Consider the following 13,841-nt stretch of genomic DNA (forward strand, 5'->3'; position numbering starts at 1 on the left):
GCCTGCTGCTGCCGGCCTGGACGGCGGTGGCTCTGCTCGACCTGGCGGTCTGGCTCACCACGGAGCTCACCACGCCGGCCGAGCCCGGCTACTACGCGGAGCTGCCTGTCCCGGCGGCGGCGGTCGGTGCGCTTGCGGCGGCCGCCGTCGTCGGCTCGATGGCGGCAGCGCTCGCGGTGGCACGGGCGAATCGGACGCAGGCCACCACCGCGGCGATGCCTACGACGACCACCGTGCACAGCACGAGCCCGAGCTGAGGTCCGGCGAGCGAGCTCCAGCCGGCCCACCGGGCCGCGGCGTCGGCCACCGACTGCGTGGGCCCCTGGTAGAAGCCCCAGAACCCGTATCCCAGGCCGCCGGCCGCTGCGGCGCAGCCCGCGGCCGCGACCCACGGCACGGCCTGGTTCAGGCGTGGCCCGAGCAGGGCGAGCGCACCGAGCGCGGTCCCCGCGCTCAGGCCCACCAGCCCCGCGAACAGGTACCGGCCCTGCACGGCGACGACGTGTCCGGTCTCGGCGTAGCCGGGCCACGCGTTTGCCACGACGCCGAGCCACAGGCCCGCGGGCAGCAGCAGTACGACGACCGAGGCGCGGCGTGCGCCGTCCGACCGCGCGACGCCGATCGCGACCAGCGCGCCGATCGCTAGCGCCGCCGACCAGAACACGGCGTCCGGTATCCGCACCTCGAGCCATCCGAAGTTGCCGAAGAACGACCGCGTGAACTGGGTCACCGCACTCCGCAGGAAGAACCAGACCCCCTGGTGCTCGCCCGGCCCGAACCGTTCGGGGATGCCGACGGGCTGGACCACACCGAGGACGAGCAGGTTCCGCAGCCACCACCAGCCGCCGACGGCGAACGCCACCCCGCCGGCGACCAGCAGCCCGCGCAGACGACGGGTTCGCGCTCCGGACGCCAGCAGGTAGGCGGCCGCGACCATCGGCAGGGCGAACGCCGCCATCACCTTCGTCAGAAGGCCCACACCGATCGCGGCCCCGAGACCGACCGCCGTGCGTAAGCGCAGGTCACCAAGGACCACGAGGACACACAGGTAGGTCGCCACGGCCCCGGTCAGGGTCACGAGCGCGTCGTTCGTGACGCTGCCCAGGATGTGGCCCACCTGCGGCACGAACAGAGTGAAGGACGCCGCGACCAGGGCTGCCGCGGAGGACCCGGTGACGCGCCGGACCGCACTGGCGGCGAGGATCGGCACCGGCAGCAGGAACAGAGTGTCCATCAGCCGGAGCGCGAGGAGCTGCACGTCCCACCGGGCCTCTGCCAGGCCGGTCGCGTGCAGGACCGCCGCACCGATGGCGTAGTACAGGGGCGGATGCTGCGTCATCTGGTCGACGGCGGCAGGCTCGAGGACACCGGCCTCGACAGCGGCCCGGGCGCCGCCCTCGACGCCGGCCGGTGGGGCAGCGGCCAAGGCGTCGCCGGCGGTCACGACCACCCGCTCGTCGTCCGGTACGGGCACGACGTCGATGAACGCCCCGTGGTCGGGCCGGTCCGCCGGCCGTCCCGGCACATCGGTGTCGAGAGCGGCCTGTTCGCGCGCACGGTCGACCGCGGGGCTGATCAGCGCCTCGCCGGCAGGCGGCCAGCCCCCGCCGTGCGCGATCCGCAGCACGCTGTTGAGGTGCTGCGGTTCGTCGGGGGCACGGAAGACCGGCGCGAGGAACGCCCAGACCGCTGCGACGAGTACGACAAGGAGGGAGACCAGGGCCAAGGCTCGCCGGTACGACACCTCGGCGGGATCGTCGCGCACGACGCCAGCCTATGCGGCGAGGGACGCGGAAGGATCGGCTACGACGCGCGGGGCGGCGAGCCGGGTCACGGCCACCGCAACGCACACGCACGCAGCGCCCCACGCCACCCAGGCGCCGGTGACCGACAGCGGCGCACCTGGCCACGTTCCCGCGTACCGGGGAGCCGAGACCGCTATCCACAGGGCCTGGTCCACGAGCGGCACGGCGCACCACGCCGCGATACCCCACGGCAGGGCACGCGGCCCGAACCGCTCCAGCTCCACCAGCCCCCGTGCCACGACCAGAGCGAGCGGCGCGATGACCAGCAGCAGATACCGGGGATGCGGGGAGCCCCCACCCGCGGTGTACATCATCTGCATCGCCAGCGTCGCCGCGACCGCCAGCCCGCCGGCCGCGACGATCAGGATGCGGGACGTGTCGGGACCGATCCCCGGACCGGCCCCACCGCTCACCGCCCGCACGGCGGCGATCACCGCCCGCGCGGTGCCGATCACCGCCAGCAGGGCGGGGACCGCGAGCAGCAGCACGACCACGGCGTCGGGAGCAGGTCCGTGCCCGAACACGGCCAGCAGCCGGGCCCAGACCGCCGGGTCCAGGACTACCTCGCCCACGGGCCGGGCGACACGGTCCAGGTTGTCGGCGGCCCAGTCGGGGTGCCCGCCGGTGACGGAGCCGGTCAGCCGGAAGTTCCGCAGCCAGAACCATCCGGTCGCCGCCGCCACCGCGAGCGGAACGCCCAGGGCCAGCGCCCAGGCACGCGCCGCGCGCCGCGGGTGCGCCACGGCCGACCGGTCGGGCAGGAGCGCCGCGATCAGCACGGCGCCCACCATGGTGCCGACCATGACCATCGTGTGCAGCCGCGTACCCAGACACAGTGCCGACACCACGACCAGCAGGACCGTGCGGGGCCAGGTCAGGCCCGACCGGATCGCGGACGCCGCCAGGCCGAACAGCCAGGTGGTGAGCAACGCCGCGAGGACGTCGTTGTAGGCGGACCCGCCCACGCGGGCCACCCATGCCGTCGCGGTGACGACGAGCGCTGTCACCAGGGCCGGCGGTATCCCGCCGGTGACGGCGCCGCTCAGGGGCGACCTGCCCGGGAACGCCCGGCGGGTCGCCCAGGCGGCCACGGCGACGAGCAGCCCCACGGCCAGCACGTTCACCAGGCGCGCGGCGTAGACGGCACCGATGAGATGACCGCCGTCCACCATCGGCCCGACGACGGGTGCGAGCAGCACGTAGTACAGCGGCGGGTGCTGAGCGACCCACTGCACGGGCGGAACCGACCCGACGTCCGGCGTCAGCACGGTGCCCGCTTCGAAGACCGGAAGGTGCCCGGTCCACACCTGATAGGCGTAGTCCAGGTGCGCGGTCTCGTCGCCGGTGTGCAGCGGCGGTACCACGAGTGCCTGCACCAGCGCGGCGAGGACCCCCACGAGCACGGCGAGCGGAACGATGACCTGTCGTCTGACGTGCCCCTCCAGCACAACCGCTACGGCTGCCACAGTCGACTCCACGTCCTCAAGCGCATCGGCAAAGCTCCGCGTTCGGCCGCTCGAGCGGGCAGCCGGCGGCAGTCTAGTGGGCGCGAGAGTACCGCCGGTGTCGTGCGGCCCCATCCCGGATCGGGGGTGGCCGGCGGCGGACGGCAGCCGCGGGCCCGGCCAGTTCGGATCCTGCCGTGGCGGTGGCTATCCGAGGCCCCGATCGGACGTATCGTCAGAAGGTGCCTCCGTTCTCTCCTCGTGGCCGGAACCGGCGGTCGGGCCGCACCCCCGCCGGCAGCTCGCCCGGCAGCTCCACCGGCAGCTCCACCGGTATCTCCAAGGCCTCCCAGGCCGATCTGCTCCGGCTCGCCGCCACACCCTCCGGCCAGCCCGGCGAAGCGTCGGCGGAGAACGCTCCGCGACGCCGGGACCGGCGCGGCCGCGGCCTGCGCGGTCCCATGTTCCCGCCGGGCACTCCCGCGCACCGCACACGCGCCCAGCGGTTCGACGACCTCGTGCTCGACGTCGTCGAGGACCTCGACCGGACCTGGGCCTCGCAGCTGCACGGCACCGAGTTCGCCGTCGAGGACGTACCGCCGTCAGACCCCGCGCCGTGGGAGGACGGCGGCGTCCTGCTCGGCCGGTTCTTCCCCGCGGAAGCCGGGCGCCCCGGGCGGGTGGTGGTCTACCGCCGCCCGATCGAGGTGCGGGCCATCGACGTGGACGACCTCGCGGACCTGGTGCGCGACGTCGTCGTCGAGCAGGTGGCGCACCTGCTGGCCCGCACGCCCGAGGAGATCGACCCGAACTTCGGCGAACGCTCCTGAGGCGGGCCCTCAGCCGGCCGCGTCCACCCGGCTCACGCGCACGTCGCCGCCCGCCGCGAGCGGTGCCGTGGGCGCCAGCACCGAGAACAGCGTCGTATCGCTGATCTGCGCCAGACGCACCGACCACACCACTCCGGCCTCGTCGGCGGGCTGCTCAGTGACCACCGCCACGGTGTGGTCCAGCTCCGCCAGGTCGGCCCAGGCCACCTCGACGGTCTCACCGGTGGGCACGTCGACCGTGCGGGTCCAGGCCTCCTCGCCGTCCGGCCCGACGCCGCGCAGCGTCACCTCGGTGCTGCCCGCCGCATCCTCGATCTGGTCGGGGTCGCGCGCGTCGGGCACGCCGCTCAGCGTGATCCCGTAGGCGGCGTCCGGTGGGATCGCGACGGCGCCGTCGGCCACGAAACCCGCCGGGGACATCGCCTGCCCGGTCAGCCAGGCCCGGTCGTACGGGTCGTCGTCGACCACGGCGTCCTCGGCGGCCGTGCCCACCCGGTCGAGGGCCGCACCCGCGACGACCGGCACGTCGGCGTCGACGATCACCGTGTAGGTGCCTTCGGGGAGACCGCCAAGCGGCAGGGTCGCGACCTGCCCGGGCTCGAGATCGACCTCCTCGCCGCCGCGCAGCCGGACCGGGCCGTCCGGCCCGAGCACCGCGAGGCGGGCCGTGCCGGCCTCGGCACCCGGTGCGAGCAGGTCGAGGCGCGGAGCGTGCGGGTCGTCGACGGCCTCGCCGGTGCTGACGACGCCCGACACCGCCGTGGCCCGCGACGGCGCACTGCCCGCGACGACGAGGTCGGCGCCCATGGGCACCAGGCCGTCGATCCGGTGGTGCTGGATGTACGCGCCGACCCGCCCGCCCTCGGCCGTGACGTGCAGCGTGAGGCGGTTCTGGTCCGGCGCGATGGCCTCCAGCATGGTGACCACCTGCTCCCCCGGCGGCACGACGACGAGCGACTGGCTCCCGAGCGCCACCGGCCCGGACGCACCCCAGGCCTCGAGCGTCACGGTGGCCGGCGTGCGGCCGGGGTTCTGCAGCACCAGCCGGCCGCTCGAACCCACCGAGGTGCTGCCGCCCACCAGCCAGTGCTCGACGGCGGGCTGGGCGCACGGCCCCGCGACCATGCCGCGCAGGTCGCCATCCGTGGTCACGGATGCCACCGTCGCGGTGGCGTAGGTCGCCCCGCCGGGCGTCACGCGCAGCATGCGCGCTCCAGGCGGCGCGCCCTCGAGCACCGCGGCGACGTCGCCCGAGGCCAACGGGCCCGTGAGCTCGGCCGCCTGCGCCCCGTCGAGCGTCGTGACCGACGGCTCTGCGCCCTCCGCGCCGTCCAGCACAGCCGCGGTCAGGGATGTGGTGGTCGCGACTGGCGCAGCGCTGAACTCGTCGTCGCCGACTTCTGGCTGCTCCAGCTGTGCCGGCGCGGGGCAGACCAGCCCGGTCTCGCCGGCCGCCACAGGGACGGTGCGCACGTCGTCCGCCGCGGCGCCGGCCTGCCCGGCACTGCCCGGCTCCAGGGTGTTCGTCGACGCGAGGGCGGCGACCACCATCGCGCACAGCAGACCGCCGACAGCTGCCCCTGCCCGCCGCGCGGCGGCCGGGACCGTCACCTTCTTGCGCTTCATCGAACCCTCCTGCGCCCCACCGGCAGTGCCAGCAGGGCGAAGACCACCAGCGTGAACGTCGTGAGCACGAGCCATGCAGTGCGGTGGGGCGCCTCGTACCAGACCGCGAGGTGTCCGGCGTCGGACCCGAGCGCGAAGGCTTGCAGCCCTGCCGCCTGGTCCACGGCGACCGGCTCCAGCCGCCGGCCGTCGAGGGTCGCGCGCCAGCCCGACCCCGCCGCCTCGGCGAGCACGACGGTGCGGTCCGCGCCGCCCGCCGGCACGTCCGTGTGGACGGCCGTGCCCTCCGACGGCAGCACCGACCCAGTGGCGCCGGCCTCCTCGATGCGGGCCCAGCCGGGCGCCGGCTCGTCCACGGGCGCCACCCGCCACACGGACACCGTCTGGCCTTCGGTCACGCGGCTGATCCCGGGCACCATGTCGAGCGTGGCCAGGAGATCGCCGACGCCGGGATCGGTGTCCGACGGCGCGCCGGTACCGGCCCCGCCCGTACCGGACCGGACCTGCACCGCGCCGATCCCGAGGTTCGCCAGCTGCTGCGGCACCCCGTCGCCCGCACCGGACACCAGGGCCGCGACCGCCGCGTCCAGCGTGGCGGTCGGGTCGGCGGCCTGGTCCCCGTCGCTCGCCGCCCGCGCCGCCACAGAGGCGTCGGCGAGCTGCGATCCGTCGGCCCGCAGGAGCGCGTACTGCACGACGCCCTCGGCATCTGAGGAGAACCCGATCTCAAGCACCCGCGCCTGCCTCGGCGGCGCCTGCATCTGCTGCCCGACGGCGGGGACCACGGGCTCGGTCGTCACGTGCAGCAGCCCGTCCCGGCCGCTGTTCGCGACGCTGCCGGAGCCCAGGAGCCACACGGCCGCCTGCGTCGCGGGGAGCACCAGCCCGATCACCACCAGTCCGACGACGGCGACACGGCGCGCCGCACGAAGGACGCCGCGAGGCGACACCCGGCTGCTGGGCCGGTCGGAACCGCGCTCGGCGTCCCGTTCGGTGTGCGGTCCCTTGGTGTCTGATATCTCGGCGTCCGGCTCTGCGGCGTCCGACTCCGAGGTGTCGGCCGTCTCGGCGGCCGGAGTCGCGGACTGGGCCGGGTAGTCCGCCGGCACCTCGGCCGGGTCCATCCGGCGCCCGACGAGCACCCTGACTCCCGCGAGGGCCGCGGCGCCCAGGCCGAGAAGGAGCAGCGACAGCCCAGGGCCTGACCACCGGCCGTCGTCCTGGGCCAGCACCGCCACCGCAAGGCCGGCCGCGGCGACCAGCCAGCCCACCAGCGACGTCGCCGGAACGTGGAGCAAAGCGTCCGTGACCCCCTTGCGGCCGATCCCGGACAGCGCGCCCGCCAGACCGAGCACCGCCAGCGCGAGCACCAGCACACCGGCCGCCCAGGGGCCGGCCGCCATGACCGCGCGGGCGGCGAGGATGAGGGCACCGTCGCCGGACACGTCGAACCAGGGACCGGGCGTCGCCTGCAGGCCGAGCAGCAGCTCGAGGCCCGAGGCCGTGCCGGGCGCGGGGACGCCCGAGCCGGCCAGCGACTCGGCGGTCAGGAGGGCGCGGTCGCCGTCGCGGAGCACCGTCCACCACAGCGGGGCGCCGACCACGAGGGCAGGGACGAGCGCGAGCGCCAGGTAGATGCGACGGCGCCGGGCGACGAGCGCGGCGCCCAGCAGCACAAGGACGGCGGCCGGCAGCAGCGCGGGCGCACCGGCCACCACGCAGGCCAGCAGCAGGCCACCCGCGCCGGCCGCGCCCAGCGACCCGGCGCCGGTCCGGGCCATGTACGCAGGGGTTCCGGCCGGGCCCTCCGGCGCGCCCTCGGCCGGCCGGAGCCGGTCGACCGCCTGGGCGCCCACCGCGCGGACCAGCGCGACGGCCGTCCAGGGCAGCAGCGCGTGCGCCAGCACCCCGCCGAGCAGGCCGCCGTCCAGTGCCCCCAGGAATGCCGGGGCCACGGTCCACGCGAACGCCGCGAGCACCCGCAGCCACACCGAGCGCGTCACCGCGCCGGCGGCAGCCCAGGCGCCGACGGCGGCGAGCGGCAGCGCGAGCAGGAGCACCGCGTCCACCGCGTGCTGCAGAGACCCGCCCACCAGCACCGACAGCCCGGACAGCACGAACAGCAGCGGGTCCGCCGGGGCAGCCGCGCCGAGCCCGTCGCGCACCCAGCCGGACGTCGCGGCCGACCACGCGGTCGCCGTCGTGCCGCCCGCCGGGAGCAGCGCCCCGCCCACCAGGCGGCCGCCGGACGCGAGCGCGCCCAGCGCGGGGCCGAACACGGCCGCGGCCAGGCCCACCGCAGAGATCACGACGAAGGCGAGCGCCGTGCGGCGGCGGACGGCCAGTACCTGCAGCTCGGCCTGCTCCAGGTCCGACGGCGCGGCGTCGACCTGGTGGGCCTCACTGCGGGCGAGCCGCTTGTCGCGCCGTTCGGCTGCCACCTCGCCCCAGGTGCCCAGCAGCGGCCGGAGCACGCTGCGGGGCACGGTCGACGTGCGGGCGATCCGACGCCGGGCACGCAGCAGGGGCCCCAGACGGAACACAGCCCACAGCGGGGCGACCAGCTCGTCGCGAGCCAGGTCGAGGTGCTTCATCGCGAGCCGGTAGCTCGCCGCGAACGGCGCCCACACGAGCATCGCGAGCATCGCGAAGGGCAGGGTCCACGGCGTCACCGACGTCAGCCGGAGGTAGAGCTGGCTGCGGCGTCGCGCGCCGGACGAGCCAGGGGCGTGCAGGGCGACCTGCGCGTGCCGCACCACGGCGTCGGGCACCACGACCACGCGGTGACCCGCGAGCCGAACCCGGCGGCAGAGGTCCGTCGAGTCGCCGAACTGGCCGTACGCCGGGTCGGTGCCGCCGACCTCGCGCCATACCGACGCGCGCACCAGCGCCCCGGCGAGCCCGACGGCGAGCACGTCCTCGCGCGAGTCGTGCTGCCCCTGGTCGATCTCGGTGTCGTCGATGCCGGTCATCCGCCGGCCGAGCGGCGAGACGGTGTGTCCCACCTCGACGAGCACGCCGCGGTCGGACACCTCCGGGTCGAGCGGCGCCCCGTCCGGACCCGTCTCCCAGTGCCGCTGCTTGCAGCCGGCCACCGCCACCGCGTTCGAGTGCTCCACCGAACGGGTCAGCGCGGCCAGCGCGCCGGGTGCGGGGGCGGAGTCGTCGTGCAGGAACCAGAGCCAGCCGTGCTCCGGGGCGCCGGCCGCGGCGAGCGCGGCCTGGATCGCGTCGCCGAAGGTGCGGGCGCCCGCACCGGCCACGTACCGCGCGCCACCGAGCTGCAGGTCCTGGTGGCCCGACGTCGCGGGGGCTGTGTCGACATCGACCACTACTACGTCGTCCGGGGTGCGGGACTGTTTACGCAGCGCCGCGAGCGTCGCGGCGAGGTAGGGGCTGCTGCCGCGGGTCACCACGACGGCGGTCACCGTGACCGCCACCGGCGGCTGGACGGTGGGCTGGGCCGGGACCTTGGCCCACACGGGTCCCGCCGTGGCCCCGTAGGGGGCCCGGTCCGGGCTGGGTGCCGACAGGCTGTCGGGGCGTGGAGCGCTCATCTCGCTTCACATCATGCGGCGCGTCTGCGCCGACACGCCGCAGACGCGCCGGGGCTGTCCCCGACCGGCGGCACACGCTTCAGACGGCGCGGCGCTTCAGCTTGCGCCGCTCGCGCTCCGAGAGACCGCCCCAGATGCCGAACCGCTCGTCGTTCTCCAGCGCGTAGTCCAGGCACTCGGCCCTGACCTCGCAGCCGGAGCAGACCTTCTTGGCCTCGCGGGTGGACCCGCCCTTCTCCGGGAAGAAGGCCTCCGGGTCGGTCTGCGCGCACAGGGCACGCTCCTGCCAGCCGAGCAACGAGTCGTCCGGCTCGGTCAGCAGGTACAGCTCGCCGAAAAGCGGCAGGACCGGTGCCACCCGTTCCACCTCGCTTTCCGTGTCAGTCGGGAACTCCACGTCCGATTCCAGCATGTTCCACATGACGTGCCCCTCCATGCCGTGTCCGTGCTCCGAGGCCGTTCCGATCGACCGTGCTGGTCAACCGGCCTATGAAGCCTGACTGGCCAGGCCTGCAGTTTCAGGCCCCGTTGCGTATTCGCTACGAAAACTGCATACATGGAATTACACGCGTGTCGCCTGGAGCCGTCAAGCGGAAATGTGCTATCGCCCACTGGTTCCACGGGTAATTCACGAGTCCTTCCGCAGGTCGTGGCCTATGTCTCACTCATGACCCTGCTTTTACCCGGCGGCCGACACGGCGAGCCGCCACGCCGGAGCGGACGAAATGTGCGGCCCGAAGTCATCGGGCCCGGGCGGACACCCGAACCTCTTACGCTGGCCGCATGCAGATCGCGCCCCGCAGTGGCGGCCCCGTGCCCGACGTCGCCTCGCTCCTCGCCCGTCTCGCCGCCGACGGCGGCCGCCCTCGCCTCACCTGGTACGGCGACGACGGCGAGCGCGTCGAGCTCTCGGGCGCCGTCCTCGCCAACTGGGCGAGCAAGACCGTCAACCTGCTCGTCGAGGAGTTCGACGCCGCTCCCGGCACCCGCGTCGTCGTCGACCTGCCCGTGCACTGGCGCACTGCCGTGTGGGCGCTGGCGGCCTGGCGCACGGGCGCGACGGTGGCGCTGCCCGAGGCGGACCTGGGACAGCCGGACGTGGTGGTCACCAGCAGCCCGGACCGGTGGGCCGACGCCGGGGCCGACCTCGTCGTCGTCTCCCTGCCCGCGCTCGCCCGCAGGTACGACGGCGACCTGCCGCCCGGCGCCATCGACGCCGCCTCGGCTGTGATGACCTACGGCGACGCGATCGGCTGGGTGCCCGAGGTGGACCCGGACCGGGACGCGCTGGTGACGGCGGCGGGCGCCGTCGGGCACAAGGACCTGGTGCCGGAGCCCGGCGACGGCGCGCGCGTGCTCGTGGACGGGCGCGGGGCCGTCGCGGACGTCCTGCGCGACCTCCTCGGCGTCTGGGCGGGCGGTGGTTCGGTGGTCCTGACCTCGGCCACGACGGCCGCTGCCCTGGACGCGGACAGCGGCCGCCTGGAACGCCTCCGCGGGAGCGAACGGATCGGCTGAGCGGTCCGGTCTTACCTACGGCCACCATCTCCCGACCCCTCGGCCCGCCGCGGCGAACACACGGCCCAGCGCTTCTCCACGAACCCTCTACGGTCCGCCCCCGGCCGGTGCGCCGCCGTGCAATACCCACCCTCTAGGATCGGTGGCCGTGACGTTTCCTGACTTCAGCGCCCCAGGTGCGACGATTCCCGTCAAGGGGCCGTCGCATGCCCGGACGCTGGAGCTACTGGGCGGCGGCGCGTCCCGCACGGTCGGGATGGTGCTCACCGCCGTGGTGACCCTCGCTGTAGCGGGCGCCGCGACGGCCGCGACCCAGCTCACCGGGAACATCGAGACGGTCGAGATGGGGTCGCTCGGGACGGACCGTCCCAAGCAGGTGCTCCCCGAGGACCCGAACGCGGGCACCCCGCTGAACATCGTGCTCATGGGCAGCGACTCGCGCGGCGGAGAGAACGGCGGCCTGGCGGGCGGCGAGGACGCCGGTGCCCGGTCGGACACGACCATCGTCATGCACATCTCCGGCGACCGGTCGCGGGTCGAGATGATCTCGATCCCCCGCGACTCGACGGTGGACATCCCGACCTGCACGACGACGAACGGCGTCGCGACCCCCGAGCTGTACGGCACCAAGTTCAACGCCGCCTTCTCCCAGGGCGTGGAGTACGGCGCGGACGTCGCGTCGGGCGCGCTGTGCACGGTGAAGGCGATCGAACAGCTCACCGGCGTGTTCATGAACGGCTTCGTGGTGGTCGACTTCGCGGGCTTCTCCTCGATGATCGACGCCGTGGGCGGCGTCGAGGTCTGCGTGGAGGAGGCGATCTACGCGCCCAAGGCGAACCACCTGACCCTGGAGCCCGGCACGCACACCCTGAAGGGGGTCAAGGCCCTCGACTACGCCCGCGCCCGCACGGGCGACGGCCTGGGCGACGGGTCGGACCTGGGCCGCATCGGCCGGCAGCAGGAGGTCATGGCCTCGCTCGCCCGCAAGGTGCTGAGCCAGGAGGTACTGACCAACCCATCCAAAACCCTCAAGTTCCTCGATGCGGTGACCGGTTCGCTCACCATGAACAAGGAGCTGGCCAGCATCGACGGACTCGCCGGGTTGGCCTACTCCATGCGCAACGTGCGGCCTGACACGATCACGTTCGTGACCGTCCCCAACGAGTACGACCCGAACAACCCGGCTAACGTCGTGTGGACGGACGACGCCGTACAGCTGTGGGACAACGTCAAGCACGACAGGCCCGTCGACTTCGACCCGGACGCTCCGTCGGCCGACGCTTCGCCGTCCGCGCCGACGGGCGACCAGGACACGGAGGCCGAGACGGGAACCAAGCCCGGGACCGAGACCGGTGGCTCAGAGACCGAGCCCACGCCTGCCTCGACCGAGATCAAGCAGGCCGGTGAAGAAGCCTTCACCGGCGCCGACACCACCAAGGTCTGCGGCTGAGCCCATGTCAGATCCCAGAACGTCGAACCGTTCGGCCCCAGGGCCCGACGACGACGTGACGCGCGTCCGGATCCCGCCCAGCTTCACGCCCCAGGGCGTGAGCGGGCGTCCGGGCGCCGACGACGCCATCCCGGTCGGTGACACCGGGGAGCGTCCGCGGGTCGTGCCGGGCGCGGCGTCGAGCAAGGAGAGGGGCGGACCCGCGAATGCGGAGACGCCCGGCGTCGGAGTTCCCGGCGTCGGTGGCGCCCACCGCATCGGACGGCCGGAAGGCTCCGACGACGCGCGCCACGAACCACGTATCCGCAGACAGTCTTCACGGGAGGTCCCGGTGTCCGGCCAGCGCAACAATCCCCCGCCCGTCCCACCACGGAGGTCGGGGATGCCGGCACGCAACGAGTCCGGCGGACCGCCGCGATCGATACCGCCGCGGACGGTGCCGCCGGCCGGCGGCCAGCCTCCGCAGGCCATCCCGCCGGGCCGCCCGGTCCGGGCCAGCGCGGGCCCTGTGCGCCCGACGCCGGTGCGTAGCGCGCCGCGTCCCGCCGCAGGCGGCGGCCGGGGTGGCAACTACCCCGCGGGCGCGCTCGCCGCGGGCGGGCGTGGTCCCACGGGGCGTGGCGGCAGCAACATTCGCATCCGCAAGGGCCGGGTGGCCGGCGTGGTGGCGGTGCTGGTGGTGCTCGCCATCCTCGCCTGGCCGATCGGGCTCCTGATCTGGGCGAACGGCAAGATCCAGCACGTCGAGGCGCTGTCCGACGCGGAGAGCACCCCGGGCACGACCTACCTGCTCGCGGGCTCGGACGCGCGCGGCAGCGGCGGCATCGACGACTCGACGTCGGGTGCCCGCACGGACACGATCATGCTGCTGCACAAGCCGTCCTCCGGCCCGGTGGCGCTCATCTCGATCCCGCGCGACACCTACGTCGAGATCCCTGGCGTGGGCGGCGACAAGATCAACGCCGCGTACGCCTACGGCGGTGCGCCGCTGCTGGTCGAGACGGTGGAGGCGCTGAGCGGCCTGACCGTCGACCACTACGCGGAGGTCGGGTTCGGCGGCATCGAGGGTGTCGTTGACGCCGTCGGCGGCGTGCGCCTCTGCTACCCCGAGGACGTGCACGACGTGAAGTCGAAGCTCAAGTGGAAGGCCGGCTGCCACATTGCGGACGGCAAGACCGCCATCGCGTTCTCCCGCATGCGCTACGCCGACCCGACCGGCGACATCGGCCGCACCGAGCGTCAGCAGCAGCTCATCGCCGCCGTCGGCAAGAAGGTCGGGGACCCGGCAATCCTGCTCAACCCGGCCACGCAGGTAGGGCTCGCCGACGCCGGTCTCGCGACCGTGGTGACCGACACCGACTCGGGAATCATCGACCTCGCCATGCTCGGGCTGGCATTCAGGTCCGCCAACGGCAAGGACGGTGTGACCGGCACACCGCCGATCGCGACGATCAACTACAGGACGCCGGCGGGTGCTTCGGCCGTCCAGCTGGACCCGAACCTGGTCGGCGAGTTCTGGGCCAAGATCCGCGACGGGGACTACGAGGCCGGCGAAAAGGTAGGCGGCATGCCGGGCTGACCCCGTCCCGCCGAAGTAGAACTGTGGCGAG

The 13,841-nt window shown here is 74.3% G+C and carries 9 protein-coding genes; 4 read left to right on the plus strand and 5 right to left on the minus strand.

The window, feature by feature from the left end; translation table 11 throughout:
* Positions 1–91 precede the first annotated feature (91 nt).
* Together IE250_RS16225 and IE250_RS16230 are read right to left on the minus strand one after the other, a co-directional pair.
* Entirely contained in the window at positions 92–1,765 is a 1,674-nt protein-coding gene (locus IE250_RS16225) for a glycosyltransferase family 39 protein (protein WP_189670356.1), read from the minus strand.
* Between the two features lie 9 nt (positions 1,766–1,774).
* Positions 1,775–3,283, minus strand: coding sequence for a glycosyltransferase family protein (locus IE250_RS16230; protein WP_189670357.1), 1,509 nt, complete (start codon positions 3,281–3,283; stop codon positions 1,775–1,777).
* Between the two features lie 209 nt (positions 3,284–3,492).
* Between IE250_RS16230 and IE250_RS24965 the strand changes: the two genes are divergently transcribed.
* Positions 3,493–4,080 (plus strand): metallopeptidase family protein, encoded by a 588-nt coding sequence (locus IE250_RS24965; RefSeq protein WP_308434150.1) that lies wholly within the window; start codon positions 3,493–3,495, stop codon positions 4,078–4,080.
* Positions 4,081–4,089: 9 nt separating this feature from the next.
* On the opposite strand, the gene IE250_RS16240 is transcribed toward IE250_RS24965, so the two are convergent.
* The 3 genes from IE250_RS16240 to IE250_RS16250 all read right to left on the minus strand — a co-directional run bounded on the left by IE250_RS16240 (position 4,090) and on the right by IE250_RS16250 (position 9,684).
* Positions 4,090–5,706 (minus strand): DUF5719 family protein, encoded by a 1,617-nt coding sequence (locus IE250_RS16240; protein ID WP_189670358.1) that lies wholly within the window; start codon positions 5,704–5,706, stop codon positions 4,090–4,092.
* Entirely contained in the window at positions 5,703–9,263 is a 3,561-nt protein-coding gene (locus IE250_RS16245) for a glycosyltransferase family 2 protein (protein WP_189670359.1), read from the minus strand. The genes IE250_RS16240 and IE250_RS16245 overlap by 4 nt, the downstream gene beginning before the upstream one ends.
* 79 nt (positions 9,264–9,342) lie before the next feature.
* Positions 9,343–9,684 (minus strand): WhiB family transcriptional regulator, encoded by a 342-nt coding sequence (locus IE250_RS16250; protein ID WP_229872567.1) that lies wholly within the window; start codon positions 9,682–9,684, stop codon positions 9,343–9,345.
* A 362-nt stretch (positions 9,685–10,046) separates the two neighbouring features.
* Here IE250_RS16250 and IE250_RS16255 point away from each other — a divergent pair, with 362 nt between their 5' ends.
* The 3 genes from IE250_RS16255 (at position 10,047) to IE250_RS16265 (ending at position 13,810) form a co-directional block, all read left to right on the plus strand.
* The gene (locus IE250_RS16255; protein WP_189670360.1) at positions 10,047–10,781 is read left to right on the plus strand and encodes a TIGR03089 family protein; all 735 of its coding nucleotides are present in this window, start codon (positions 10,047–10,049) and stop codon (positions 10,779–10,781) included.
* A gap of 148 nt (positions 10,782–10,929) precedes the next feature.
* Positions 10,930–12,231 carry an LCP family protein gene (locus IE250_RS16260; protein ID WP_229872520.1) on the plus strand — a complete coding sequence of 434 codons (1,302 nt, stop codon included), beginning with the start codon at positions 10,930–10,932 and terminating at the stop codon, positions 12,229–12,231.
* 382 nt (positions 12,232–12,613) lie between these two features.
* On the plus strand, positions 12,614–13,810 hold the full coding sequence (locus IE250_RS16265; RefSeq protein ID WP_189670361.1) for an LCP family protein: 1,197 nt from the start codon (positions 12,614–12,616) through the stop codon (positions 13,808–13,810).
* Positions 13,811–13,841 lie beyond the last annotated feature (31 nt).

Origin of the sequence: Promicromonospora soli (assembly GCF_014653785.1) — a bacterium.
Lineage (GTDB): Bacteria > Actinomycetota > Actinomycetes > Actinomycetales > Cellulomonadaceae > Promicromonospora > Promicromonospora soli.